This is a genomic window from Spiroplasma endosymbiont of Lonchoptera lutea, from assembly GCF_964019715.1.
Taxonomy (GTDB): domain Bacteria; phylum Bacillota_I; class Bacilli_A; order Mycoplasmatales; family Nriv7; genus Nriv7.
Genome location: NZ_OZ026463.1, coordinates 1,092,377 through 1,119,198 on the forward strand (window position 1 = coordinate 1,092,377; position 26,822 = coordinate 1,119,198).

At 25.9% G+C, this 26,822-nt stretch carries 26 protein-coding genes and 5 pseudogenes; 20 read left to right on the plus strand and 11 right to left on the minus strand.

Translation table 4 applies throughout. The features are described 5' to 3' along the window. Positions 1-15 precede the first annotated feature (15 nt). The 3 genes and pseudogenes from AACK97_RS06200 to AACK97_RS06210 form a co-directional block, all read left to right on the plus strand. Positions 16-669: pseudogene (locus tag AACK97_RS06200) on the plus strand (IS30 family transposase); the annotation flags it as partial. Between the two features lie 157 nt (positions 670-826). Further along, the gene (locus AACK97_RS06205) at positions 827-1,189 is read left to right on the plus strand and encodes a hypothetical protein (RefSeq protein WP_338967414.1); all 363 of its coding nucleotides are present in this window, start codon (positions 827-829) and stop codon (positions 1,187-1,189) included. A gap of 109 nt (positions 1,190-1,298) precedes the next feature. After that, the gene (locus tag AACK97_RS06210) at positions 1,299-1,784 is read left to right on the plus strand and encodes a PTS glucose transporter subunit IIA (protein WP_338967416.1); all 486 of its coding nucleotides are present in this window, start codon (positions 1,299-1,301) and stop codon (positions 1,782-1,784) included. 56 nt (positions 1,785-1,840) lie between these two features. On the opposite strand, the gene AACK97_RS06215 is transcribed toward AACK97_RS06210, so the two are convergent. After that, positions 1,841-2,464: a superoxide dismutase gene (locus AACK97_RS06215; protein WP_338967418.1), complete on the minus strand. Its 624-nt coding sequence runs from the start codon at positions 2,462-2,464 to the stop codon at positions 1,841-1,843. Positions 2,465-2,562: 98 nt separating this feature from the next. On the opposite strand from AACK97_RS06215, the gene AACK97_RS06220 reads away from it, so the two are divergent. Genes AACK97_RS06220 through AACK97_RS06235 form a run of 4 tightly spaced genes read left to right on the plus strand, consistent with a single transcriptional unit; the run spans position 2,563 to position 7,555 of the window. Continuing rightward, the gene (locus tag AACK97_RS06220; protein ID WP_338967420.1) at positions 2,563-3,552 is read left to right on the plus strand and encodes a type II CAAX prenyl endopeptidase Rce1 family protein; all 990 of its coding nucleotides are present in this window, start codon (positions 2,563-2,565) and stop codon (positions 3,550-3,552) included. A gap of 1 nt (position 3,553) precedes the next feature. Beyond that, positions 3,554-4,468 (plus strand): RluA family pseudouridine synthase, encoded by a 915-nt coding sequence (locus tag AACK97_RS06225; protein ID WP_338967422.1) that lies wholly within the window; start codon positions 3,554-3,556, stop codon positions 4,466-4,468. A 39-nt stretch (positions 4,469-4,507) separates the two neighbouring features. Beyond that, positions 4,508-6,385: a hypothetical protein gene (locus tag AACK97_RS06230; protein ID WP_338967424.1), complete on the plus strand. Its 1,878-nt coding sequence runs from the start codon at positions 4,508-4,510 to the stop codon at positions 6,383-6,385. 15 nt (positions 6,386-6,400) lie between these two features. Then, the gene (locus AACK97_RS06235) at positions 6,401-7,555 is read left to right on the plus strand and encodes an EamA family transporter (protein WP_338967426.1); all 1,155 of its coding nucleotides are present in this window, start codon (positions 6,401-6,403) and stop codon (positions 7,553-7,555) included. A 99-nt stretch (positions 7,556-7,654) separates the two neighbouring features. Here AACK97_RS06235 and AACK97_RS06240 read toward each other — a convergent pair. The 3 genes and pseudogenes from AACK97_RS06240 to AACK97_RS06250 all read right to left on the minus strand — a co-directional run bounded on the left by AACK97_RS06240 (position 7,655) and on the right by AACK97_RS06250 (position 11,028). Then, positions 7,655-8,770: pseudogene (locus AACK97_RS06240) on the minus strand (IS3 family transposase). Between the two features lie 97 nt (positions 8,771-8,867). Then, a pseudogene (locus tag AACK97_RS06245) lies at positions 8,868-9,983 on the minus strand (IS3 family transposase). Between the two features lie 97 nt (positions 9,984-10,080). Beyond that, the gene (locus AACK97_RS06250; protein WP_338967428.1) at positions 10,081-11,028 is read right to left on the minus strand and encodes an IS3 family transposase; all 948 of its coding nucleotides are present in this window, start codon (positions 11,026-11,028) and stop codon (positions 10,081-10,083) included. On the opposite strand from AACK97_RS06250, the gene AACK97_RS06255 reads away from it, so the two are divergent. Beyond that, on the plus strand, positions 10,915-11,859 hold the full coding sequence (locus AACK97_RS06255) for an IS30 family transposase (protein WP_338967430.1): 945 nt from the start codon (positions 10,915-10,917) through the stop codon (positions 11,857-11,859). The genes AACK97_RS06250 and AACK97_RS06255 overlap by 114 nt on opposite strands. A 118-nt stretch (positions 11,860-11,977) precedes the next feature. Here the strand turns inward: AACK97_RS06255 and AACK97_RS06260 are convergent, their stop codons facing one another. Continuing rightward, positions 11,978-12,256, minus strand: a complete 279-nt coding sequence (locus tag AACK97_RS06260) for a transposase (protein ID WP_338967433.1) — start codon at positions 12,254-12,256, stop codon at positions 11,978-11,980. A gap of 170 nt (positions 12,257-12,426) precedes the next feature. On the opposite strand from AACK97_RS06260, the gene AACK97_RS06265 reads away from it, so the two are divergent. The 9 genes from AACK97_RS06265 (at position 12,427) to gatB (ending at position 19,972) form a co-directional block, all read left to right on the plus strand. After that, complete coding sequence (locus tag AACK97_RS06265) at positions 12,427-12,651, plus strand: hypothetical protein (protein ID WP_338967435.1); 225 nt, start codon at positions 12,427-12,429, stop codon at positions 12,649-12,651. A gap of 111 nt (positions 12,652-12,762) precedes the next feature. Beyond that, entirely contained in the window at positions 12,763-12,933 is a 171-nt protein-coding gene (locus AACK97_RS06270) for a helix-turn-helix domain-containing protein (protein WP_338967438.1), read from the plus strand. A 60-nt stretch (positions 12,934-12,993) separates the two neighbouring features. Then, a complete protein-coding gene (locus AACK97_RS06275) occupies positions 12,994-13,707 on the plus strand; it encodes an IS30 family transposase (RefSeq protein ID WP_338969010.1) in 714 nt (237 codons plus the stop codon). Positions 13,708-13,845: 138 nt separating this feature from the next. Further along, entirely contained in the window at positions 13,846-14,451 is a 606-nt protein-coding gene (locus AACK97_RS06280; protein WP_338967441.1) for a hypothetical protein, read from the plus strand. Positions 14,452-14,501: 50 nt separating this feature from the next. Continuing rightward, positions 14,502-15,446: an IS30 family transposase gene (locus AACK97_RS06285; protein WP_338967444.1), complete on the plus strand. Its 945-nt coding sequence runs from the start codon at positions 14,502-14,504 to the stop codon at positions 15,444-15,446. Between the two features lie 30 nt (positions 15,447-15,476). Then, the gene (gene ligA, locus AACK97_RS06290; RefSeq protein WP_338967447.1) at positions 15,477-16,763 is read left to right on the plus strand and encodes an NAD-dependent DNA ligase LigA; all 1,287 of its coding nucleotides are present in this window, start codon (positions 15,477-15,479) and stop codon (positions 16,761-16,763) included. 6 nt (positions 16,764-16,769) lie between these two features. Then, on the plus strand, positions 16,770-17,063 hold the full coding sequence (locus AACK97_RS06295; RefSeq protein ID WP_338967449.1) for an Asp-tRNA(Asn)/Glu-tRNA(Gln) amidotransferase subunit GatC: 294 nt from the start codon (positions 16,770-16,772) through the stop codon (positions 17,061-17,063). Further along, the gene (locus AACK97_RS06300) at positions 17,063-18,529 is read left to right on the plus strand and encodes an amidase family protein (protein ID WP_338967451.1); all 1,467 of its coding nucleotides are present in this window, start codon (positions 17,063-17,065) and stop codon (positions 18,527-18,529) included. Before AACK97_RS06295 ends, AACK97_RS06300 begins: the two co-directional genes overlap by 1 nt. Beyond that, positions 18,530-19,972 (plus strand): Asp-tRNA(Asn)/Glu-tRNA(Gln) amidotransferase subunit GatB, encoded by a 1,443-nt coding sequence (gene gatB / locus AACK97_RS06305; RefSeq protein WP_422397248.1) that lies wholly within the window; start codon positions 18,530-18,532, stop codon positions 19,970-19,972. A gap of 37 nt (positions 19,973-20,009) precedes the next feature. Here the strand turns inward: gatB and AACK97_RS06310 are convergent, their stop codons facing one another. Then, positions 20,010-20,699: a TrkA family potassium uptake protein gene (locus tag AACK97_RS06310; protein ID WP_338967455.1), complete on the minus strand. Its 690-nt coding sequence runs from the start codon at positions 20,697-20,699 to the stop codon at positions 20,010-20,012. Between the two features lie 147 nt (positions 20,700-20,846). Between AACK97_RS06310 and AACK97_RS06315 the strand changes: the two are divergent. Next, a pseudogene (locus tag AACK97_RS06315) lies at positions 20,847-21,320 on the plus strand (helix-turn-helix domain-containing protein); the annotation flags it as partial. Between the two features lie 113 nt (positions 21,321-21,433). Here the strand turns inward: AACK97_RS06315 and AACK97_RS06320 are convergent. The 3 genes from AACK97_RS06320 to AACK97_RS06330 form a co-directional block, all read right to left on the minus strand. Next, a complete protein-coding gene (locus tag AACK97_RS06320; protein ID WP_338967458.1) occupies positions 21,434-22,111 on the minus strand; it encodes a UPF0236 family transposase-like protein in 678 nt (225 codons plus the stop codon). A gap of 49 nt (positions 22,112-22,160) precedes the next feature. Continuing rightward, positions 22,161-23,272, minus strand: a protein-coding gene (locus AACK97_RS06325; protein WP_338967460.1) for an IS3 family transposase whose coding sequence is annotated in 2 segments (ribosomal slippage) — positions 22,161-23,029 and positions 23,029-23,272 — 1,113 coding nt in all. Because the reading frame shifts where the segments join, the coding sequence is not laid out codon by codon here. Between the two features lie 54 nt (positions 23,273-23,326). Further along, complete coding sequence (locus AACK97_RS06330) at positions 23,327-24,001, minus strand: UPF0236 family transposase-like protein (protein WP_338967462.1); 675 nt, start codon at positions 23,999-24,001, stop codon at positions 23,327-23,329. 189 nt (positions 24,002-24,190) lie between these two features. Here AACK97_RS06330 and AACK97_RS06335 point away from each other — a divergent pair, with 189 nt between their 5' ends. Together AACK97_RS06335 and AACK97_RS06340 are read left to right on the plus strand one after the other, a co-directional pair. Next, complete coding sequence (locus tag AACK97_RS06335) at positions 24,191-24,637, plus strand: hypothetical protein (protein WP_338967464.1); 447 nt, start codon at positions 24,191-24,193, stop codon at positions 24,635-24,637. Between the two features lie 186 nt (positions 24,638-24,823). After that, positions 24,824-25,939, plus strand: a pseudogene (locus AACK97_RS06340) (IS3 family transposase). Here AACK97_RS06340 and AACK97_RS06345 read toward each other — a convergent pair. Beyond that, positions 25,901-26,182 carry a PTS sugar transporter subunit IIA gene (locus tag AACK97_RS06345; protein WP_338967466.1) on the minus strand — a complete coding sequence of 94 codons (282 nt, stop codon included), beginning with the start codon at positions 26,180-26,182 and terminating at the stop codon, positions 25,901-25,903. The pseudogene AACK97_RS06340 and the gene AACK97_RS06345 sit on opposite strands and share 39 nt — an antisense overlap. Positions 26,183-26,290: 108 nt before the next feature. After that, positions 26,291-26,815, minus strand: coding sequence for a hypothetical protein (locus tag AACK97_RS06350; protein ID WP_338967468.1), 525 nt, complete (start codon positions 26,813-26,815; stop codon positions 26,291-26,293). Positions 26,816-26,822 lie beyond the last annotated feature (7 nt).

The window sequence follows — 26,822 nt, forward strand, 5'->3', positions numbered from 1 at the left end:
TTATATTTACAATTCAGGAAAAATAAAATAAAAAATATTTCAACAAAAACTTTATATAACATGTTTAAAACAAATCGAATGGGTTTTGATGAAAAAAATTTATTGAGAAAAGGCAAAAATAAACCTCATAAACAAAAAGAAACTAGGGGCAGAATTAATAATTGTAAATCTATTCATGAAAGAAATTTAATCATTCCAAATATTAAAAATATACAAGAATTTGGCCATTTAGAGGGAGATACTATTGTTGGTAAAGATCATAAAAGTTCTATTATTACTTTAGCTGATATATGATCAAAAACCACAATTCCTTTGAAAACTAAAAATCATAAAGCAGAAAGTATTACACAAAGTATAATAAAATTTATTTCAAAATTAATACCAGGAACAATTAAAACTATTACTTTTGATCGTGGTAAAGAATTTAGTAAATGAAAATTAATTGAAAAAAATTGTAATGTTAAAATTTATTTTGCAGATGCCGGCAAACCTTGTCAAAGAGGTTTAAATGAGAACAATAATGGTATTTTAAGAAGATATTTACCAAAATCTACTGATTTATCTTCATATAAACAAAAAGACTTAAATTCTATAGCATTTCAAATTAATTCTACACCCAGAAAATCATTATCTTATAAAAGACCAATAGATTTAATACAATTATTTTAAAAAACTGTCCCATTTATATTTACAATTCAGGAATATTAAAAGTAAAGAAGAAAAATCTGTTGATGCTTTAAATCTTATTACCAATAAAACAGTTGATGAAGAACAATGAGAACAGAATATTAAATTTATCTTAGAAGATTTTATTTTTTCAAAATCGTTGATTTTTAATTGAACTGTTAATACTTTTAAAAAAGATTTTAATATTTCTGAACAACAAAAACAACCATATAATTTTTCTTTAACGGATGCTAAATATTATTATTACAAAATTCTTAATGATGTTAGAAGATTTATTGATAATCAGTTAGATATTCGGTGAAGGGTTGATCTTGAAGTTAAGAAAATTAAATGAAGAGCTAGTAATGTGGATTTAACATCAGTTTTAATTAGTTCATTTGATTTATATGTTGATCGGCCCTTAACTAGTTATTTAGATGTGTATTTGTGAAGTAATAAAATGCAGAAGCATTATTTAGCAACAGGTCTTAGTTATAATGTTGGATTTAATATTATAAAATAAATTATTAAGGTAAGATGATGGGATATATCACTTTTGTTTTAATGACAAAAGTGATTTTTTCACATATAATATTAAAGATATATATAATATATGAAAGGAAAATAATTAAATGTTTAGTTTTGGTAATTTTTTTAAAAAAAAGCAAATTGAAATTTTATCACCAGTAGATGGTGAAGTAATTAATATTACTGATGTTGATGATGAGGTGTTTAATGAAAAGATGTTAGGTGATGGTGTCGCATTAATTCCTGCTGCTAATGAGTTTTATGCACCGTTTGCAGGTACGATAACTTCAATATTTCCTACGAATCATGCTTATGGAATTCAACATCGAACAAAAGTAGAATGTTTACTACACATTGGTTTAGATACGGTTAATTTAAAAGGTAGGGGGTTTGAACCAAAAGTTAAACAAGGTCAAAAAGTAAAGGCTAATGAATTATTAGCAGTTGTTAATTGAAGTGAAATTGCTGGTGAGATTAAATCAAATCAATCGCCGTTAATTTTTTTACCTGATAGTTTAAAAGGTAAAAAAATTACTAATATTAAATTAGGTGCTGTTAAAGCTGGTGAAGTTATTGCAATAATTCAATAAATTATTTAATAAAAAAGATGAATTCAATGAATTCATCTTTTTTATTAAAATTAGTATTATTTAGAATTATTTTTTAAATAAGTGTCATATAGTTTTTCAACTTCTTCTCAGTTAATAATGTCAAAAAATTTAGTTACATAAGTTTTACGGTCGTTACGATAGTCAATATAATAGGCATGTTCTCAAACATCAATACCGATTAAAGGATAGGATTTTAAAAATCAAGGATTATCTTGGTTAAAGGTGTTAAAAATTTTTAATTTGTCATTACGATCAATTAATAATCATGTTCAACCACTACCAAAGACTTGTAAGGCGGCGTCACGCATTTTTTCTTGTCATTTTTCCATTGACCCGTAGGTTTCTTCAATAAGAGTTTTTAATTTACCATTACTAATTGGTTTGTCTTTGGCTAGGATACTAAAAAAGAAATTGTGGTTAATTAATCCGCCACCAAATTGGCGAATACCAACATGGCATTCATTTGGTAAGGTTAAATAGTCGCGCATTAATTGATTTAGATCGGTAGGTTGATTGTTATTTTCTAATTTTGCAAGAGTATTATTTAAACCATCTTCATATGCTTTGTGATGTTTGTTGTAATGATAATCCATGGTTTCTTTAGATATAATTGGTTCTAGAGCATCTAACGAATAATTTAGTTCTTTTCTTTGAAACATTTATAATTTCCTCCTTTTAATAAATTAATTATATACACATATACTATATAAATGTATAATAATTGTATAAGAAAGTAAAAATGGAGTAAGGTTTAAAGATGAGTTCTGAAAGTTTTTCGCATTCCCAACAATTAAAGTCGTGCAAATGATATCGTCCACAGTATCAAATTCCAAAAACTTTTGTTGATGATTTACAGGTTTATAATTATAAACTGTTTTCTAAAGTTAGTACTTGTTTATTTCTCATAACAGTTTTTGCTCTTCCAATAATTTTTGATTTACTTCGGATTTATGTTTTAAATAATAATAACTATATTTTTTTATTTTTAATTCTTAATTTAGTTTCGTATGGTTTTAGTTTTGGATGATTAATGGCTGAAGATGCAAAAAAATTTATTAATAGTGGTGCTTGAGCAATTTATTTATTTGTAGCTTCCCAAACAGTTAGTAAGATTTTATTTGCTATTTTTATTAAAACATCGCCATTATTTTATGAGCAAGTTGGTAATAAAATTGAACTTACGAATGCTGGTTATGCTCTTAGTTCTTTTATACAAAGCATTACTGGATTAGTAACAATTTTTATAATTTTGTTTTTTAGTAAGCAGTTAGCAAGTAAGATTGGTAATACATTACTTTATAATGTGCTATTAGTTGCTATTGTGATTATTATTTCTTTGTTAATTATTTTTCAAGTTACTACTGTTTTTAAGTTTATTAATGATGCTATTGGTACTAAGAAATCTGCTAATCAAACTGAAATTGAAAAATCTTTAAGTATTATTAGTGGCAAGATTGGTTTATTTATTATGGTTGTTATTACAGCACCATTATTGGAAGAATTAGCAACTAGGCATAGTATTTTTATGCTATCAAGATATCGTTGATTGGGATTTTTTATTTCTTCTTTTTACTTTGCTTGAATGCATGTCCGCTTGGCTGGCGATATTCAAAATATTTTTAGTTATTTAGGTTTTTCTTTGTTGTTGTCATTACTATTTATTTTTAGTCGTGAGAATGTAACATATTCATTTGTAATTCATTTAATAAATAACTTGATTAGTTATACAGTTTTGGTTGCGACTTAGGATGGTACAATTTGTTATTGAAGAAAATGATGCTCATCAAACAATTATTAAATTTATGCGTAAAACTTTTAATACTGTTCCTTTACGACTAATTTATAAGTTATTTCGTTTAAAAAAGATAAAATTAAATGGTGAAGTTATTAGTGATTTAAAGTATTATTTAAAACCTAATGATACGATTATTGTTTTAGATAATTTAACTTTTAAAGATGAAGTAGAAAAACAATTTGCTAGTCAAATTGTTTTGACAATTATTTATGAAGACGAATATATTTTAATTGTTGATAAACCCCATAATGTTTTAATTCATCATCCCGTGGGTGATTGTTTAGATTTAGCAGTTCGTAAGTATTTGCAAATTAATAACAGTTATTCTTTTACTATTAGTCATGTACATCGTTTAGATAAGTTAACAAGAGGCTTAGTAATTTATGCGAAAAAGAAAATTGCTTTAAATATTTTTCATCAATTTTGAAATCAAAATAATATTACTAAAAAATATTTAGCATTATTAGCTACTAATAAGGAATTACCATTAGTTGTTAAAGGTTATATATTTCAAGATATTATGCAAGGAAAAATGGTATTTAGTCCTAAATTAGAATTGCCAAATTGTAAAGTAGCAGTAACGAAGTTTAAAATGTTTAAAAAAGTATTAAAGTTTAGTTGATACGAGATCCAACTGATTACGGGAAGAAAACATCAAATTAGAGCATCTTGTGAGTATTTAAAAACACCGATTGTGGGTGACATTAAATATGGTTCTAAATATAATTTAAATGGTCGCATTATGCTTTTTGCTTATAAGTTAGAGTTTAAAAATTTACCGGTTCCTTTGGATTATTTAAATAATAAACAATTTGTTTTATCAGATATTGATAAGATATTAGAAATAAATAGCAGAAAAATTAATTAAGTTTGTGATAAAATGATTTAAATTGAAGGGGAATGGCCAATGTATTCAACAAGCAAAAGTTTTTTTAATACACTGTTAGGAATTATTGGAACATTTTTAGGTTCAGTTTTTCAGTTTGTTCTTATTTATTTAATAATTAAATATTATGGGGCGAAAATGAATGGATTAGTACGAACTATTATGGCAATTTCATTTACTATTGGTTTGGCTGAGAGTAGTTTAGGAATTATGGGAATTTTTTATTTGTATCATCCCTTAGCAAAGAAAGATTGAATTACTGTTAATGATATTGTGGGTACGATTAAAAATAATTATATTAAAACGGGGATAATTTATTTATCATTAGTTATTTTTTTAGGTTTAGGGTTTTCTTTATATGCTTATTGAAATAATGTTAGTGAAACTATTACTGATGATGTTATTCAAGTGATGCCATTTTGACAATTATGAATTATTATCATATCGTTATCATTAAAAAATTTAATTTCATTTTTCATTGTTGGTGCTTATGAAAATTTAATTCAAGCTGATAATGGTAATTATTTTAATCGGATTGTGCATTTAACTTGTGATTTATTAGTTTTTACAGGTGTTATTTTGTGAATGTGGATTAGTGCTAGAAATGGTAATCCCAATGCTTATTTACCATTTTTAGTTTATATTTTTCATGGAATTATTAAGTCAATTTTAATTTATATTTATGTGAAATTAAAATATCCATGATTGCAAACTAAAGAGTGAACTAAAAATGATAAATTATTGCAAGAGAGTAACTATGTTGCGGTTAAAAGTTATGCGGTAGCAATTTTTAATAATATTGATTTTGTTTTAATTGCTTTATTTATTGGTTTTCGTACAGCGTCGGCGTATTCCATATATATGACGGTGGCGATAAATATGAGAGTAATTATGTTATTATTTATTACTTCGTTTAAAGACTTTTTTGGTACATGAATTTCTTATCAAGGAAGAATTCGTTGGAATACATTTGTTAAATTTGAATTGTTTGCTTATATGGTGGCTGCTTTTATGTTTGTTGTGCAATTTATTATGTCACCATATTTTGTTAATGGCTTATATGGTGAATTGAAGGTTCAAATGCTAGCAACTGTTAGAAGTTCTAGTAATCCAGAGTTTGAGAATATTGCGATTAAGACGATTTTTGATACCCCACATTTATCGTTAATTTTTGCTATTAATTCAGCATTATTAATGATAAGTGAACCGGCGAGTATTTTAATTTATGGTGCGGGAAGACATCGTGAAACTACGAAGCATGCTTATATACAAGTGGTTATTAGTTTGATTATTAGTTTAATTTTAGGGTCAGTTTTTACATATTATTTAAAAGATGCACAGTTAACAATTTATGCTTTAGTATTATCAACAACTTTTGGGTTATTTTATCGTTGAATTTATAGTAGTAGTTATACTTGGAAGTATTTAACATATAATAGTAATGCTCGGTTTTGATGAAAGAATTTGGCAATTATTGTTATTCCAATGATTTTTTCAATTGTTATTGCTTATAAATTAATTTTTTCTAATCCTTATTATCAATTTGCTAACTATGAACAATTATCGTCACAATTGGGAATTAAAGGAATCATAAAATTATTTATGTTAATTCTTGTTATTTCTGTTCCGGGGATTATGTTATTAGCAGCGATTACTGAACCTTTGCAGTTAATGGCGATATTATCACGAAGTTCATTAACTAATTGGATTATTGTTCGTTTAAAAAAACAATTGAAAAATAAAGATGATTTTTATACAAAAGATGAATTGATCGCTTTTAATGATCCCAATAAAATTAAAGTTCATAGTATTGAAGCCGAAGATAAATGAAAAGATAATCAGCGAACAAATAGTAAAAATGAGCAACAAGCAGTTTATACATTAACAGGTAAAAATTAATTTAAGGAGAAAAAAATGAGTTTACAAAAACTTAATGTTCATTTTACGAAGCAAGAGTTACTCACGGGTACAGGAATTGGTGTTATTTCAGCTTTTATGTATTCATTAGCACCATTATTAATTATTTTTTTAGATACGCGAGCATTAAATAGTTTTATTTTAGCAACAGTGCAAGAATTTGTTTCTTGAATTTTAGTTGTTTGTCTTACTAATAAACCATTAAAGTTTTTAAAACAAATTTGGAAAAATACTAAAAGTATGTTAGGAATGATTGTAATTATTGCTGGTATTTTTGGTGGTCCGATTGCGCAAGTATTGTATATTTTATCAATTCAATTGGCAGCGCAAATGAGTGCTACGGCAACAGTGTTAGTAAATATTGCTCCAATTTTTACGGCTTTATTATCAAGGTTATTATTAGAAGAAAGATTATCTTTTATTGCTTGGGTTGGGTTACTTTTAACATCTTTAGCGGTTATTGGTTTGGTTATTTGACAAATTATTACTGAGTTTAATAAAACAATATTAAGTCCTGACCCTAGTGATATTCAACCGTGAGTAAAAGCTACTTGGGCAATAATTTTGTCATTGTTAACGGCGATTTTATATGCTATTGAATCAACGATTCTTCATTTTGCAATGAGTAAGTCTAAAAATAAAATTAATGAGAAGGATGCATTAATTTTAAAAGCGTTTAGTTCATCGTGGATAATGTTAATTTTTGTTTTACCAATAGTTTCGGTAATAGGTGGCGGTTATGGTTATGAAGGCTGAGTTCAATTTAGAATTTTTGGTGAATTGAAGGGGTTAACATTTTTATTTATTATCATTTCTAGTTTTGCGATTGCAATTGGGCGAATTTTATTTTTTCGCAGTATTAAAATTTTAAATGGTTCTTATGGAATTGCTGCTCAATTGGCGATGTTGTTATGAACGCCATTGCTTTCTTTAGCAATTTTTGGTTTATATAAAGTTACTAATTGTGATTTTGGTATTATTCAATCTAATATTTTAGATATGCAAATTAAAGATTTGTATTTGGGTGCGACGCAATGAGAATATTATCTCTTTTTAGTTCCAGTGCTTATTGGGTTAATATTGTTGCTGTTTAATGAAAAATTTTTAAAAAAAGATAAGGATGTTTGAACACCTCCTATGGAGTTGAAATAATATATAATTAGTTCAAAGTTTTACTTTTTTATATGTTTTTGTTGTTATTAAATATTGTTGCGTATATACTTGGATTGGCAACCCTTTTTAGGACACTTTTTATGTAGACTGGTATTTTCTAAATTCAACGGGAGTTAAATAATTTAAACTGCCATGAATTCGAATATTGTTATATCAATTAACAAAATCAAATAGTTCGCATTTTAGTTGTGTTAAGTTTGCAAATTTTTTACCGTTAATAAATTCGGTTTTAAAGGTTTTGTAAGTTGCTTCAGCAACAGCATTATCATATGGGCATCCTTTGGAGCTTAATGATCTTTTAATTTTAAAGGTTATTAAAATTTCATCAATAATTTTATTTTTAAACTCATTACCACGATCAGTATGAAATAAAGTTATTTTATTTAATGGTCGTGTTATCTTGTGAAAAGCTTGTTGAACTAATTCAGCAGTTTTATTTGGTCCAGCACTATAGCCAATTACTTCGCGATTAAACAAGTCAATTAATAAACAAATATAATGTCATTTAGTGCCAACTTGAACATATGTTAAATCACTAACAACAACTTCATTTAGTTTTTTGTCATTAAATTGACGATTTAAAACATTATTAATTTCGTCATTATTAACTGTTTTTTTATGATTACAATATTTTAACTTGGTGTATTTAGAAACCAAATTATTTTTGATCATAATGAATCGGATTTTTCGTCGTGATAAAATGATATTTTTTCTTATTAAAACAGCTTTAATTTTACGAGCACCATAAATCTTGCGATTTTTATTAAATGCACTGATAACTTCTTGTTCATAATTATTAACATCAAACTTGGTGCATTTATTAGTTTGATAATAATATGTTGATTTTAGTAAACCTAAAATCTTACATATTTTCCTCACTGAATATTTATTTTTGTTGTTATTAATTTATTGTTATTTTTTCCCGATTATCAGTGCTGCTTGCTTTAAAATGTCATTTTCCATTCGTAATTGTTGGTTTTCTTTTCGCAAGTAAATTAATTCATTTTCTTCGACAGTGCGATTATCTTTTGCTTTAAATGACCCAGAATTATTATAATTTTTAATTCAACTATAAATAGTTGGTTTTGGTAAATTATATTCTTTCCCTAAATTAATAACACTTTTGTCATTTTTGTATAGCATTACAATAATTTGTTTTTTAAATTCTTCAGAGTATGAGGTTTTATTTCCCATTTTTATATTCCTTCTTTCTTAATAATTTTGAAGTCTATATAATTATGGTCCAACTTATTGTAGCCTATTGGATTGGCAACCCTTTTTAGGACACTTTTTATGTAGACTGGTATTTTCTAAATTCAACGGGAGTTAAATAATTTAAACTGCCATGAATTCGAATATTGTTATATCAATTAACAAAATCAAATAGTTCGCATTTTAGTTGTGTTAAGTTTGCAAATTTTTTACCGTTAATAAATTCGGTTTTAAAGGTTTTGTAAGTTGCTTCAGCAATAGCATTATCATATGGGCATCCTTTGGAGCTTAATGATCTTTTAATTTTAAAGGTTATTAAAATTTCATCAATAATTTTATTTTTAAACTCATTACCACGATCAGTATGAAATAAAGTTATTTTATTTAATGGTCGTGTTATCTTGTGAAAAGCTTGTTGAACTAATTCAGCAGTTTTATTTGGTCCAGCACTATAGCCAATTACTTCGCGATTAAACAAGTCAATTAATAAACAAATATAATGTCATTTAGTGCCAACTTGAACATATGTTAAATCACTAACAACAACTTCATTTGGTTTTTTGTCATTAAATTGACGATTTAAAACATTATTAATTTCGTCATTATTAACTGTTTTTTTATGATTACAATATTTTAACTTGGTGTATTTAGAAACCAAATTATTTTTGATCATAATGAATCGGATTTTTCGTCGTGATAAAATGATATTTTTTCTTATTAAAACAGCTTTAATTTTACGAGCACCATAAATCTTGCGACTTTTATTAAATGCACTGATAACTTCTTGTTCATAATTATTAACATCAAACTTGGTGCATTTATTAGTTTGATAATAATATGTTGATTTTAGTAAACCTAAAATCTTACATATTTTCCTCACTGAATATTTATTTTTGTTGTTATTAATTTATTGTTATTTTTTCCCGATTATCAGTGCTGCTTGCTTTAAAATGTCATTTTCCATTCGTAATTGTTGGTTTTCTTTTCGCAAGTAAATTAATTCATTTTCTTCGACAGTGCGATTATCTTTTGCTTTAAATGACCCAGAATTATTATAATTTTTAATTCAACTATAAATAGTTGGTTTTGGTAAATTATATTCTTTCCCTAAATTAATAACACTTTTGTCATTTTTGTATAGCATTACAATAATTTGTTTTTTAAATTCTTCAGAGTATGAGGTTTTATTTCCCATTTTTATATTCCTTCTTTCTTAATAATTTTGAAGTCTATATAATTATGGTCCAACTTATTGTAGCCTATTGGATTGGCAACCCTTTTTAGGACACTTTTTATGTAGACTGGTATTTTCTAAATTCAACGGGAGTTAAATAATTTAAACTGCCATGAATTCGAATATTGTTATATCAATTAACAAAATCAAATAGTTCGCATTTTAGTTGTGTTAAGTTTGCAAATTTTTTACCGTTAATAAATTCGGTTTTAAAGGTTTTGTAAGTTGCTTCAGCAACAGCATTATCATATGGGCATTCTTTGGAGATTAATGATCTTTTAATTTTAAAGGTTATTAAAATTTCATCAATAATTTTATTTTTAAACTCATTACCACGATCAGTATGAAATAAAGTTATTTTATTTAATGGTCGTGTTATCTTGTGAAAAGCTTGTTGAACTAATTCAGCAGTTTTATTTGGTCCAGCACTATAGCCAATTACTTCGCGATTAAACAAGTCAATTAATAAACAAATATAATGTCATTTAGTGCCAACTTGAACATATGTTAAATCACTAACAACAACTTCATTTGGTTTTTTGTCATTAAATTGACGATTTAAAACATTATTAATTTCGTCATTATTAACTGTTTTTTTATGATTACAATATTTTAACTTGGTGTATTTAGAAACCAAATTATTTTTGATCATAATGAATCGGATTTTTCGTCGTGATAAAATGATATTTTTTCTTATTAAAACAGCTTTAATTTTACGAGCACCATAAATCTTGCGACTTTTATTAAATGCACTGATAACTTCTTGTTCATAATTATTAACATCAAACTTGGTGCATTTATTAGTTTCCTGAAATGTAAAATTAAAAAGGACACTTATATAAAAAACAAATTGTGTTAATTCTATAATTAAGAAAAGAAAGGAATTAGCACAATGTATAAGTATCTGACTATTGAATCAATAATAGCAATAAAAGAATATAAAAGTTATGGATTTTCTATTCGTAAAATAGCAAAAGCAATTGATTATAGTAAATCAACTGTACACAGAGTTTGTAAATTATTAAATCAAAACTTATTACCATTAGAAATATTGAATCAAGTTCAAAAAAATAAACAAAATGCAGGTAGAAAATTAATAATTTTAACTTTAACAGAAATTAATACTATCAATCATTTGTTAATTACTAAAAATTATGCTCTTGATATAATTGCTGATTTTTTAAAGAAAAATAAAATAAAAAATATTTCAACAAAAACTTTATATAACATGTTTAAAACAAATCGAATGGGTTTTGATGAAAAAAATTTATTGAGAAAAGGCAAAAATAAACCTCATAAACAAAAAGAAACTAGGGGCAGAATTAATAATTGTAAATCTATTCATGAAAGAAATTTAATCATTCCAAATATTAAAAATATACAAGAATTTGGCCATTTAGAGGGAGATACTATCGTTGGTAAAGATCATAAAAGTTCTATTATTACTTTAGCTGATATATGATCAAAAACCACAATTCCTTTGAAAACTAAAAATCATAAAGCAGAAAGTATTACACAAAGTATAATAAAATTTATTTCAAAATTAATACCAGGAACAATTAAAACTATTACTTTTGATCGTGGTAAAGAATTTAGTAAATGAAAATTAATTGAAAAAAATTGTAATGTTAAAATTTATTTTGCAGATGCCGGCAAACCTTGTCAAAGAGGTTTAAATGAGAACAATAATGGTATTTTAAGAAGATATTTACCAAAATCTACTGTTTTATCTTCATATAAACAAAAAGACTTAAATTCTATAGCATTTCAAATTAATTCTACACCCAGAAAATCATTATCTTATAAAAGACCAATAGATTTAATACAATTATTTTAAAAAACTGTCCCATTTATATTTACAATTCAGGTTTGATAATAATATGTTGATTTTAGTAAACCTAAAATCTTACATATTTTCCTCACTGAATATTTATTTTTGTTGTTATTAATTATTGTTATTTTTTCCCGATTATCAGTGCTGCTTGCTTTAAAATGTTATTTTCCATTCGTAATTGTTGGTTTTCTTTTCGCAAGTAAATTAATTCATTTTCTTCGACAGTGCGATTATCTTTTGCTTTAAATGACCCAGAATTATTATAATTTTTAATTCAACTATAAATAGTTGGTTTTGGTAAATTATATTCTTTCCCTAAATTAATAACACTTTTGTCATTTTTGTATAGCGTTACAATTTGTTTTTTAAATTCTTCAGAGTATGAGGTTTTATTTTCCATTTTTATATTCCTTCTTTCTTAATAATTTTGAAGTCTATATAATTATGGTCCAACTTATTGTAGCCTATCCATATCCAACTTATATAAAAAGGGAGATATATAATATGGATTTATTAGGTGCTTGAGGTATTATCGGTTTTATTGCGATGATTTTCTTAGGAATAGAATTAGTGTTTGTGGTGATATGAAGTCTTGATCGTTTACTTGTAAAGCGTAAAAAAGCAGTTAAAGCAACTAGCATAGAAGAACAAGATAATACTATTGAAGAAGTTAAGGTTGGAGAAGTTGAGTTAGATGAAATTGTAGTTCCAACTACTACTGTAGAAATTCATCAAAATAACCAAGAAGTGCTATTAGATGAACAACAAGAAACGGTTCAAGAAACAAAGTTATAATATGCTGAATTATACTTGTAAGTGCAAGTAAATAAAATTGCAAAAGATTTCATATAAAAATTTCATGATGCTAAGTTTATTTTAGAAAAAGTAAATTTAAGGAGTTTTTATATGGGATACAAACATCTTGGCATAGATGAAAGAATTTATATTGAGAATCAATTGAAATTTAAAGTAAAAATTAGTGAAATAGCTAAAAATCTTAATCGAAGTATTAGTACTATTAATCGAGAAGTTAATAGAAATAAAGATAATAATCATTATTTTTCATTAATTGCATAAAATAAAGCAGAAAATAGAAAACAATTACATGTTTATTTTCATAAATTTAAAAATAGAGAATTAGTAAAATATGTACAACAAAAATTATTATTAGGTTGATCGCCTGAACAAATTTATGGCAGAATTAAAAATTTTCATCAAGAATGAATTATTAGTTTTAAAACAATTTACAATTGAATTTATTCTGGATTACTTGAAAAGGTTACTAGTAAAAATTTAAGAAGAAAAGGTAAGAAACGAAAATCTCAAGAAAATCGGGGTAAATTTAATGGTAAATCCATTAAAGAACGAAATGTTAATAATCGCATAACTCTTGGCCATTGAGAAGGTGATACTGTAGTATCATCACGAGGTAAAAGTAAATCATGTTTAATAACTTTAGTTGAAAGAACATCAAGATTTACTTTAGCAATATTAGTTGAAAATAGAACTACTAAAGTTATTAACAAAAATATTAGTCATTATTTATCAATTCTTCCAAATAATCTTGTTAAGACTATAACATTTGATAGGGGTAAAGAATTTGCTAATTGACAACAACTTGAAAAAAATTTAAATGTGAAAATTTATTTTGCTGATGCATATTCACCTTGACAAAGAGGTACTAATGAAAATACTAATGGTTTAATTAGAGAAAAATTTCCTAAAAAATTTAATTTTTCAAACACTACTAAAAATCCAGTTCATAAATTTATATTGTCTTTAAACCAAAGACCAAGAAAAATACTAAATTATCTTTCGCCAATCGAATATTTGGTTAGAAAAATAATTTAGTTGCACTTAACTTTACAATTTGGCATAGTTAAAAAGTCAATCAATAAATAATTGATTGACTTTTTATTTATTACTAGTTAGAGTTTAATTTATTAAATTATGAAGTAATTAGTCATAATTAATATATGTTATAATTTAATGGTGAAATATTATGGGGTGGCTCGAATGAATGAAAAATTAGCAAAAAAGGAAATTTTGCGGTTAAAAAAATTAATTGAGCAGTGAAATAATGAGTATTATTTAGAAAATAAACCATCAGTTAGTGATGAATACTATGATGCGAAGATGAGGAGTTTACAACAATTAGAAAATGATTTTCCGCAGTTTTTAAGCAAAAATTCACCAACACAATCTGTTAGTGGCAAAATAGCTTATGGTTTTAATAAAGTTCAGCATAATTATCCAATGTTAAGTTTAAATAATGCTTTTACCGAAGAAGATTTAATTAGTTTTGATAATCAGATAAAATCTTTAACTGGTCAAGAAAGTATTGAATATCTTTGTGAATTAAAAATTGATGGTTTGTCGGTTTCGTTGCAGTATGATAATGGTTTTTTAATATCAGCAGCCACTAGAGGTGATGGTATTACTGGTGAAAATGTTACTGATAATGTTAAAACAATTGCTAATATCCCACAAAAAATTAAATTAGTAAATAAGTTGTTAGTGCGGGGTGAAGTATTTTTAGCTAAAAGTGATTTTAATGATTCCTGAAATGTAAAATTAAAAAGGACACTTATATAAAAAACAAATTGTGTTAATTCTATAATTAAGAAAAGAAAGGAATTAGCACAATGTATAAGTATCTGACTATTGAATCAATAATAGCAATAAAAGAATATAAAAGTTATGGATTTTCTATTCGTAAAATAGCAAAAGCAATTGATTATAGTAAATCAACTGTACACAGAGTTTGTAAATTATTAAATCAAAACTTATTACCATTAGAAATATTGAATCAAGTTCAAAAAAATAAACAAAATGCAGGTAGAAAATTAATAATTTTAACTTTAACAGAAATTAATACTATCAATCATTTGTTAATTACTAAAAATTATGCTCTTGATATAATTGCTGATTTTTTAAAGAAAAATAAAATAAAAAATATTTCAACAAAAACTTTATATAACATGTTTAAAACAAATCGAATGGGTTTTGATGAAAAAAATTTATTGAGAAAAGGCAAAAATAAACCTCATAAACAAAAAGAAACTAGGGTCAGAATTAATAATTGTAAATCTATTCATGAAAGAAATTTAATCATTCCAAATATTAAAAATATACAAGAATTTGGCCATTTAGAGGGAGATACTATCGTTGGTAAAGATCATAAAAGTTCTATTATTACTTTAGCTGATATATGATCAAAAACCACAATTCCTTTGAAAACTAAAAATCATAAAGCAGAAAGTATTACACAAAGTATAATAAAATTTATTTCAAAATTAATACCAGGAACAATTAAAACTATTACTTTTGATCGTGGTAAAGAATTTAGTAAATGAAAATTAATTGAAAAAAATTGTAATGTTAAAATTTATTTTGCAGATGCCGGCAAACCTTGTCAAAGACGTTTAAATGAGAACAATAATGGTATTTTAAGAAGATATTTACCAAAATCTACTGATTTATCTTCATATAAACAAAAAGACTTAAATTCTATAGCATTTCAAATTAATTCTACACCCAGAAAATCATTATTTTATAAAAGACCAATAGATTTAATACAATTATTTTAAAAAACTGTCCCATTTATATTTACAATTCAGGTGACATTAAAAAAATTAGGTTTTCCAATTAATAATGAATATCGTTTATGCAATAGTATTAATGAAGTATGAGAATATATAAAAGAATATGACCTTAAAAGAAAACAATTAGATTATGATACTGATGGTATTGTAATTAAAATTAATGATTTATCATTATATAATATTATTGGACAAACAAGTAAAAGTCCTAAATGAGCAATAGCATACAAATATGCTGGTATTGTGGTAACGACTAAATTACTAGATATCTTTGCATCAATTGGAAGAACGGGTAAAGTAACATATAATGCTAAACTTGAACCAGTAAATTTACAAGGAACAGTTGTTAAGGCAGCGACATTGCATAATTCTGATTATATTATTAATCGTGATATTCGGATTGGTGATGTTGTATTAATTAAAAAAGCTGGTGATATTATTCCTGAAGTTATTAATCCCGTTTTAAAGTTAAGAAAAGAAGGAAATGAACCTTGAAAATTAATTGAATATTGTCCAAATTGTAATAGTAAATTAGAAAATGCTGTTTTAGAAGTTGATCAGTATTGTATTAATATTAATTGTTCGCAAAGAATTGTTCGGTCATTAATACATTATTGTTCAAGAAGAGCAATGGATATTAGTGGTGTTAGTGAGAAAATAATTATTCGGTTGTATCAATTAGGTTGATTAAAAAAAGTTAGTGATTTATATTTATTGGAAAATCGAAAACAAGATATTATTGCTTTAGATAATTTTGGTGAAAAATCATTTAATAATATGATTAAGGCAATTAATCGTTCAAAAATGAAGTCGTTGCAACATTTGTTATTTGGTTTAGGGATTCGTCATATTGGTGAGAAAACTGCTTTACAGTTAGCAAAACATTATGAAGATATTGATAATTTACTTAAAGCTAAAAGTGAGCAGTTAGAAATGATTTATGATATTGGTGCGGTCATTATTGAAAGTTTGATTGATTGATTTTCACATCAAGAAAATTTACAATTAATTAATGATTTAAAAATTTATGGTGTTAATATGAAATATTTTCCCATAGCAAATGATAATGAAAATAATCCCTTTTTTCATAAAACGGTTGTGATTACGGGCACATTCGCAAAACCAAGAAGTTATTATGTTGAAGAATTACAAGGATTAAATGCTAATATTACTAATACAGTTAGTAAAAATACTGACTATTTATTAGTTGGTAGTAATGCTGGCAGTAAATTAGAAAGTGCTAAAAAATTTAATGTTAAAATTTTAACAATAGCAGAGTATGAGCAATTAAAAGAAGGAGTGTAAGTAGTAGTGGAAAATATTACTTCGGAATTATTACGAGAAATTACTAATAATTTAATGCTAGAGTTGGAAGAAGAAGAGTATAAGTTATTAGCAGAAGAGTTTTATATTGTTTTAGAACAAATGAAGTTAGTACAGACAATTGATGTGGAAGGGTATGAACCAATGCATTATCCATTTTTAAATTCGCAACATTTATTACGCGAAGATGATAATGTAATGATTAATGAACAATCCCTTGTTTTGCAAAATGCGTGAGAAGTAAAAGATGATTATATTGTTATTAATAGGGTGGTTGAATAATGATGAAAATGACAATTGAATTATTGCATCAACAATTATTACAGAAGAAAACATCACCAATTAAAATTGTTCGTGATGCGATTGCTAAGGCAAAAAAATATGAACATTATAATGGTGTTGTTAAATTATTAGAAGAAGAAGCGATGGTCATTGCTAAGCATTTGGAATCAATGCCAATTCCTGAAGATAATTATTTATTTGCTATACCTTATGCGGTTAAAGATAATTTAGCAACTAAGAACATTGTAACTAGTGGGGGAACAAAAATTTTGGAAAATTTTGTGCCGACATTTGATAGTAAAGTAGTTAAAGATATTAATGATTATCAAGCTGTTAATATTGCTAAAGCAACACTTGATGAATTAGGAATGGGTGGTACTGGTTTGGATAGTTTTACGGGTTTTGTTTATAATCCGTGAAATAAAAATCATATTACAGGGGGGAGTTCATCAGGAAGTGCGGCGTTGGTTGCTTTGGGTGTTGTTCCGTTTGCCTTGGCAAGTGATACGGGTGATTCAATTAGAAAACCAGCATCGTATACAGGGATTGTTGGTATTAAACCAACTTATGGGCTTATTTCTCGCTATGGGTTATTTCCCTATGCACCGTCTTTAGATACTGTTGGTGTACTTGCTAATACTGTTCGTGATTGTGCAATTGTTATGGATGCGACAGTTAAGTTTGATGCGAATGATTTGACTAGTCAGCAAGCAAAGGAAAAAGATTATTTGCAAAATCTTAGTCTTGATATTAAAAAATATCGTTTGGCGACTATTAAATCGGTTAATGATGGTTTGCGACCGTTAACGGGAGTTTTGTGGTCTTCGGTAATTAGTAAATTAAAAGAGCAAGGTTTACTTATTGAAGATATTGATTTTCCCCTTGATTTATTAAAGGCATTATTACTAGTTTATATGGTTATTTCGTTTGCGGAAGCTACTAGTTCGCAAAGTAATTTAACAGCAATTAATTTTGGGAAACGAATTAGTAAAGATGATGATTCTTATCAAAATATTATGATTAAAAGTCGTAGTGTATTGGGAAAGACAGTTAAAAGAAGATATGTTATTGGGGCATATGCTTTGGCACAAGCAAATCAACAGGAATTATTTTTGCAAGCAAAAAAGGTGCGACGAAAAATTGTTGATCATTTTGAAAAAATTTTTACTGATTATGATGGACTGTTATTGCCAGCAGCTGGTGGTGATGCTCCGACAATTGAGAAAACTATTAATCATAAATTAGAGTTAAGTGATGTTAATAACTTAACAAATGATGCGTTGTTATTAGCTAATTTTTCGGGTGCGCCTTCAATCACAATTCCTATTGGTTTAGTAAATGAATTGCCATTTGGAATGACAATTAATTGTTTACCATTTGCTGATCAAAAGGCGTTAAATATTGCTTATGGAATTGAAAAAATTATTAACTTTGAAAATTCTTGTCATCATCGAAAGGAAAAATAAATAATGAAATTACAACCTGTTATTGGAATTGAAATTCATATTGAGTTAAAAACAAAAACAAAGATGTTTTCTAATAGTCCGGTGACATTTGCTAGTATTCCTAATAGTCAAGTAAATGAAATTGATTTGGGTTATCCGGGAAGTTTACCTTCTATTAATAAACAAGCAGTAGTATTAGCTATTAGAGCGTGTCAAGCGTTAAATATGAAGATTAATCCAGTATTATCATTTGATCGTAAGAATTATTTTTATCCGGATTTGCCTAAAGGATATCAAATAACCCAACAAAATAATCCGATTGGTAGTAATGGTAAATTAACGATTGCTACTAACAATATGCAACAAGATATTTTGGTTACGCGGTTGCATTTAGAAGAAGATACCGCTAAACAAATTCATTTAGATAATATTACTTTGTTAGATTATAATCGGGCGGGAATTGGTTTAATTGAGATTGTTAGTGAACCTGTTATTTATGATGTTGAGACGGCAATTAATTATATTGAAACATTGCGTAAGACATTATTACATTTAGGGGTTAGTAATGCTAAAATGAGTGAAGGTTCATTTCGTTGTGATATTAATATTTCTTTACGACCGATAGAAAGTAAGGATTTTTTTAAACGCGTGGAAGTTAAAAATTTAAATTCTTTAAATAATGTTAAAAGAGCGATTGAATTTGAAATTAAACGACAAACTAATTTAATTAATCAAGGAACACCTTTAAAAAGTAATGAAACACGCAGATTTGATGAAAAAACAAAAACAACAATTTTAATGCGTTCTAAAGAGTCAACGGTTGATTATAAGTATTTTCCCGAACCAAATATAGTTCCGATTAGTTTAGAACAGCATTGAATTGAAGAGATTATTAATACTAGTCCAGAATCGTATCCCCAAAAACAAATTCGTTATGTAGAAACATATGGTTTGCATATTAATGAAGTTAATGTTTTGTTACAAGATATTGAATTAACTAATTTTTTTGAAAAGACAATTGAACATACTAAATATTATCGTTTGGTGTTAAATATGCTTATTGGTGATATTAGTGCTTATTTGAAACAAAAAGATGCTTTTTTATTAGATACTCAGTTAACACCGATTAATTTGGCCCAGATAGTTGATATTTTACAACGAAAGGAAATATCGCAAAGACAAGCCAAGACATTATTATTACATTTGCTAGAAAATAATGTGAGTGTTGAGCAGAGTATTAAGCAACTTAACTTACAACAAATAAATGATGAAAAGATAATTAGGAGTTTAATTAAACCGTTTATTTTGGAAAACTTACAAATATTGAAAGATTATCCTTCTCGTCCTGAGAGAGTGTTAAAGTTTTATATGGGACACTTAATGAAAGTTACTAAGGGACAAGTTAATCCTGAAATAGGACAAAAGATTATTGAAGAAATAATTTCTGAAAATATTAGTAAATAATTAAGTTTACAAAAAAACAGCACATTGTGCTGTTTTTTTAAATATCTTCGGTTTCTTTTGCTCCCGTAATGTATTCGTGAATTTCTTGGATGTATTTGTTTTTAGCAATGAATAGAACTTCGTCGCCGTAGCTAAGAATGGTATCGGCATCGGGCAAGATAATTTTTTTGTTGTGTTTAATGTGAATAATGTTAACTCTTTTGTTGTTAATTAGTTTGATTTCTTCAAGGGGTTTTCCTAAGATAATTTTATTTGTGGCTTCAACTAAACTAATGCTAAATTCACCATCAACATCTTTAATGTCAACTTCTAGACCTCATAGGGCTTTTAGGGCAGTTTGTCTTCCTGAGGAAATATCGGGTTTGACAATTTGATTAATCCCAATTGCTCGTAAAATCTTTTCATGAGGATTATTAATAGCTTTAGCAATGATATTGCTGGTTTCTAATTCTTTTAGGTTAACAGCTACTAGAACTGATGATTGAATATTGCTACCGATAGCAATAATAATGTCATTAATATTTTTAATTCCAATACTTTCTAATGCTTCTAAGTCAGTGGCATCTAATTCGTAGCCGTTAATGTTAGCAAAATTTCCCGTAATTTTTCTGATTTTACTATTATCTTGATCAATAACAATGACATTGTGGTTCATTGATGCTAATGTTTCTGCAACTGCTGTGCCGAAATTACCTAAACCAATTATACAAAATTCTTTTGCTGCCATTATTTAACACCTCTTATATATTTGAAACTATTACCACAAAATTATACTATATTTTATCTCCTCCTGAAATGTAAAATTAAAAAGGACACTTATATAAAAAACAAATTGTGTTAATTCTATAATTAAGAAAAGAAAGGAATTAGCACAATGTATAAGTATCTGACTATTGAATCAATAATAGCAATAAAAGAATATAAAAGTTATGGATTTTCTATTCGTAAAATAGCAAAAGCAATTGATTATAGTAAATCAACTGTACACAGAGTTTGTAAATTATTAAATCAAAACTTATTACCATTAGAAATATTGAATCAAGTTCAAAAAAATAAACAAAATGCAGGTAGAAAATTAATAATTTTAACTTTAACAGAAATTAATACTATCAATCATTTGTTAATTACTAAAAATTATGCTCTTGATATAATTGCTGATTTTTTAAAGAAAAATAAAATAAAAAATATTTCAACAAAAACTTTATATAACATGTTTAAAACAAATCGAATGGGTTTTGATGAAAAAAATTTATTGAGAAAAGGCAAAAATAAACCTCATAAACAAAAAGAAACTAGGGGCAGAATTAATAATTGTAAATCTATTCATGAAAGAAATTTAATCATTCCAAGGTCGCGTTTAGTTTTCTTAGGTATTGCTTTGAAGAAGTAAAACAATCAGCTAATTATATTATTTAATTACTAAACTAACCATACCTTTCTTGTTATTGTCATTTTTATTCATTACCATTTTATCATATTATTGAATTTTTCATCATTTTTATTATTATATTTATTTCATAATGAACTTTTATATATTTCTTTTCTGATTTCTATTTCTGAATTAATATTTTCATTAATGTAATGTAATACATTTAATTTGTTTAAATTTGCCATTCTTAAATGTAATAGGTTATTTAAATTCTTATGATTATATATTTTTGCCCCATATCCTAATTGTTGTTTTACCAAATGTGACACATCACTTTCAATGCTACAACCAATATTTCATTCTAAATTTTGATGATGAATACCATGTTTATTATTACTGAAATAATTACTCGCCTTTCTTAAATTTGTTTTAATATCTTTATTTAATTCATTTTTAGCAATATTACGAATGTTTTTTATTAATTCTTGATGATTTCCATCCTTATATAATTTAATTCAGCTATTTAGTGTTACTTTGCGATTTTCAAAAATAATATTAAATGCAGTTTGTTTTAATTTTTTAATAGCATGATAACTATCTAAAATGTATCTAACATTACCAAAACTATTGGCAATTTCTCTAATTCAAGTAGCACCATCACCACAAAAAATTATTTTGTCATAATTAATATTCACATAATGTTTTTGTAATTCTCTAATTAATAAATCACGATAACCCATCGTATTTATTCGTTTACCAACTTTTAACATTAGAAAATGACCTCGTTTATTGGATTGGCAACCCTTTTTAGGACACTTTTTATGTAGACTGGTATTTTCTAAATTCAACGGGAGTTAAATAATTTAAACTGCCATGAATTCGAATATTGTTATATCAATTAACAAAATCAAATAGTTCGCATTTTAGTTGTGTTAAGTTTGCAAATTTTTTACCGTTAATAAATTCGGTTTTAAAGGTTTTGTAAGTTGCTTCAGCAACAGCATTATCATATGGGCATCCTTTGGAGCTTAATGATCTTTTAATTTTAAAGGTTATTAAAATTTCATCAATAATTTTATTTTTAAACTCATTACCACGATCAGTATGAAATAAAGTTATTTTATTTAATGGTCGTGTTATCTTGTGAAAAGCTTGTTGAACTAATTCAGCAGTTTTATTTGGTCCAGCACTATAGCCAATTACTTCGCGATTAAACAAGTCAATTAATAAACAAATATAATGTCATTTAGTGCCAACTTGAACATATGTTAAATCACTAACAACAACTTCATTTGGTTTTTTGTCATTAAATTGACGATTTAAAACATTATTAATTTCGTCATTATTAACTGTTTTTTTATGATTACAATATTTTAACTTGGTGTATTTAGAAACCAAATTATTTTTGATCATAATGAATCGGATTTTTCGTCGTGATAAAATGATATTTTTTCTTATTAAAACAGCTTTAATTTTACGAGCACCATAAATCTTGCGACTTTTATTAAATGCACTGATAACTTCTTGTTTATAATTATTAACATCAAACTTGGTGCATTTATTAGTTTGATAATAATATGTTGATTTTAGTAAACCTAAAATCTTACATATTTTCCTCACTGAATATTTATTTTTGTTGTTATTAATTATTGTTATTTTTTCCCGATTATCAGTGCTGCTTGCTTTAAAATGTCATTTTCCATTCGTAATTGTTGGTTTTCTTTTCGCAAGTAAATTAATTCATTTTCTTCGACAGTGCGATTATTTTTTGCTTTAAATGACCCAGAATTATTATAATTTTTAATTCAACTATAAATAGTTGGTTTTGGTAAATTATATTCTTTCCCTAAATTAATAACACTTTTGTCATTTTTGTATAGCATTACAATTTGTTTTTTAAATTCTTCAGAGTATGAGGTTTTATTTCCCATTTTTATATTCCTTCTTTCTTAATAATTTTGAAGTCTATATAATTATGGTCCAACTTATTGTAGCCTATCCATATTTTCTAACTCTCTACGAGCATTTTTGTAATTTTTTTCTTTATGTCCTGTATGAAAAGTAACTAAACGAATTCTTTGGTCTTGTTTAACTTTCTGATCTAATGTCGCTAAAAATGTCTCATCTAGTTGAATATATAAGTCCTTATTTTTGACATCAATTCTAGTTTTAGTTTCTTTTTCTGCTAGTTGAAAATATTCGGCAATATCATATTTATTTAAAATATTTGAAATACTAGCTTTTGAAATATAACAATGATTTAGAACATCTAAAACATCACGATAGCGTTTACCATCACCTAAAAGACTTAAAACTTTAAATTGGATATCAAAATAAATGCGTTGTTTAGGTAATAGACCAATTTCTTTATCTAATAAACATACATATTCAAATTTACCTGATTTTTGATTTCAATATTTATATCGGCGTCGTTTAAAAATAACTTCACCAAAAATTGTAATAATTGTTCTTATTGCAAAATGAACTACTTTATAACCTTGTTTTAAGCGATAATGATATTTATATAAGTATTCATCTAATTTTTCATATTCATTAGCTAATTGTTCGCATTTATTGGTATACATATTTTTATGGGTTGTAAATAAACTTAATCAATGCTTGTTTTCTGTGGTTTTTACATTATTATTAATTTTTAACATAATAAATTACCTTTCTTGATAGTAACTTTAACAAATTTTAGTATTCAATAAACTGAGAAAATGATAAAAATTCTTATTTGATAATTTATAATTAATTTGTATTAATTAAATTTTATAAATTTAAGGGAGAGGGGCAATACTATAAAAATTTATTAGTTAGCGAAAATTCACGAAAGGAATTTGATTAGTATGAAAAAACTTTTAGAATTACTAGGAACAATTTTGATAAGCAGTAATGCAGCCGGACCATTAGTTGTCAATAAGCCTAATAACAATAACAATAAAATTAAAAACAGTCTAGAAACATTAACTCGCCAAAAAAGACAAGCACCGCAAGCTCAAACTGATATTATTGAAAAAGAAATTACTTTAGATGAAAATTATTCTGAAAATATTCAAAAAATGTTAAAAGAATTTATGAAAAATAACCAAATTGATCCGTTAAGAATGATAAATAATGAAGGAATTGTTACGACAGATTATTATGAAACAGATAAAAGAAAAAAAGACCATAAAGATAATCTTGAAATTATTATAAAGGAATTAGATAAAATTTTAGAATTATCTCAATTTAATGAAAATAAAACAATAATTTTAATATTAACATTAAAAAAAATAATGATAATAAAAATATAAAATTAGTAATTAATTTAAATAACTTTTATGTACTGGGAATTATTAATAATCAAAATCAATATTTTTATTTTGATGATGAACTTGTAGAAAAAGTTAAACAAAAAAATAAAGCAGATGGATAGGCTACAATAAGTTGGACCATAATTATATAGACTTCAAAATTATTAAGAAAGAAGGAATATAAAAATGGGAAATAAAACCTCATACTCTGAAGAATTTAAAAAACAAATTATTGTAATGCTATACAAAAATGACAAAAGTGTTATTAATTTAGGGAAAGAATATAATTTACCAAAACCAACTATTTATAGTTGAATTAAAAATTATAATAATTCTGGGTCATTTAAAGCAAAAGATAATCGCACTGTCGAAGAAAATGAATTAATTTACTTGCGAAAAGAAAACCAACAATTACGAATGGAAAATGACATTTTAAAGCAAGCAGCACTGATAATCGGGAAAAAATAACAATAAATTAATAACAACAAAAATAAATATTCAGTGAGGAAAATATGTAAGATTTTAGGTTTACTAAAATCAACATATTATTATCAAACTAATAAATGCACCAAGTTTGATGTTAATAATTATGAACAAGAAGTTATCAGTGCATTTAATAAAAGTCGCAAGATTTATGGTGCTCGTAAAATTAAAGCTGTTTTAATAAGAAAAAATATCATTTTATCACGACGAAAAATCCGATTCATTATGATCAAAAATAATTTGGTTTCTAAATACACCAAGTTAAAATATTGTAATCATAAAAAAACAGTTAATAATGACGAAATTAATAATGTTTTAAATCGTCAATTTAATGACAAAAAACCAAATGAAGTTGTTGTTAGTGATTTAACATATGTTCAAGTTGGCACTAAATGACATTATATTTGTTTATTAATTGACTTGTTTAATCGCGAAGTAATTGGCTATAGTGCTGGGCCAAATAAAACTGCTGAATTAGTTCAACAAGCTTTTCACAAGATAACACGACCATTAAATAAAATAACTTTATTTCATACTGATCGTGGTAATGAGTTTAAAAATAAAATTATTGATGAAATTTTAATAACCTTTAAAATTAAAAGATCATTAAGCTCCAAAGGATGCCCATATGATAATGCTGTTGCTGAAGCAACTTACAAAACCTTTAAAACCGAATTTATTAACGGTAAAAAATTTGCAAACTTAACACAACTAAAATGCGAACTATTTGATTTTGTTAATTGATATAACAATATTCGAATTCATGGCAGTTTAAATTATTTAACTCCCGTTGAATTTAGAAAATACCAGTCTACATAAAAAGTGTCCTAAAAAGGGTTGCCAATCCATTCCATAAGCATGATTCGTAGGAAATATTGAAGTTATCGTACCTGCAAACGGTGCATAAAACTCATTAGCAGCAGGAATTAATGCGACACCATCACCTAACATCTTTTCATTAAACACCTCATCATCAACATCAGTAATATTAATTACTTCACCATCTACTGGTGATAAAATTTCAATTTGCTTTTTTTTAAAAAAATTACCAAAACTAAACATTTAATTATTTTCCTTTCATATATTATATATATCTTTAATTTATATGTGAAAAAATCACTTTTGTCATTAAAACAAAAGTGATATATCCCATCATCTTACCTTAATAATTTATTTTATAATATTAAATCCAACATTATAACTAAGACCTGTTGCTAAATAATGCTTCTGCATTTTATTACTTCACAAATACACATCTAAATAACTAGTTAAGGGCCGATCAACATATAAATCAAATGAACTAATTAAAACTGATGTTAAATCCACATTACTAGCTCTTCATTTAATTTTCTTAACTTCAAGATCAACCCTTCACCGAATATCTAACTGATTATCAATAAATCTTCTAACATCATTAAGAATTTTGTAATAATAATATTTAGCATCCGTTAAAGAAAAATTATATGGTTGTTTTTGTTGTTCAGAAATATTAAAATCTTTTTTAAAAGTATTAACAGTTCAATTAAAAATCAACGATTTTGAAAAAATAAAATCTTCTAAGATAAATTTAATATTCTGTTCTCATTGTTCTTCATCAACTGTTTTATTGGTAATAAGATTTAAAGCATCAACAGATTTTTCTTCTTTACTTTTAATCCTGAATTGTAAATATAAATGGGACAGTTGGATTGGCAACCATTTT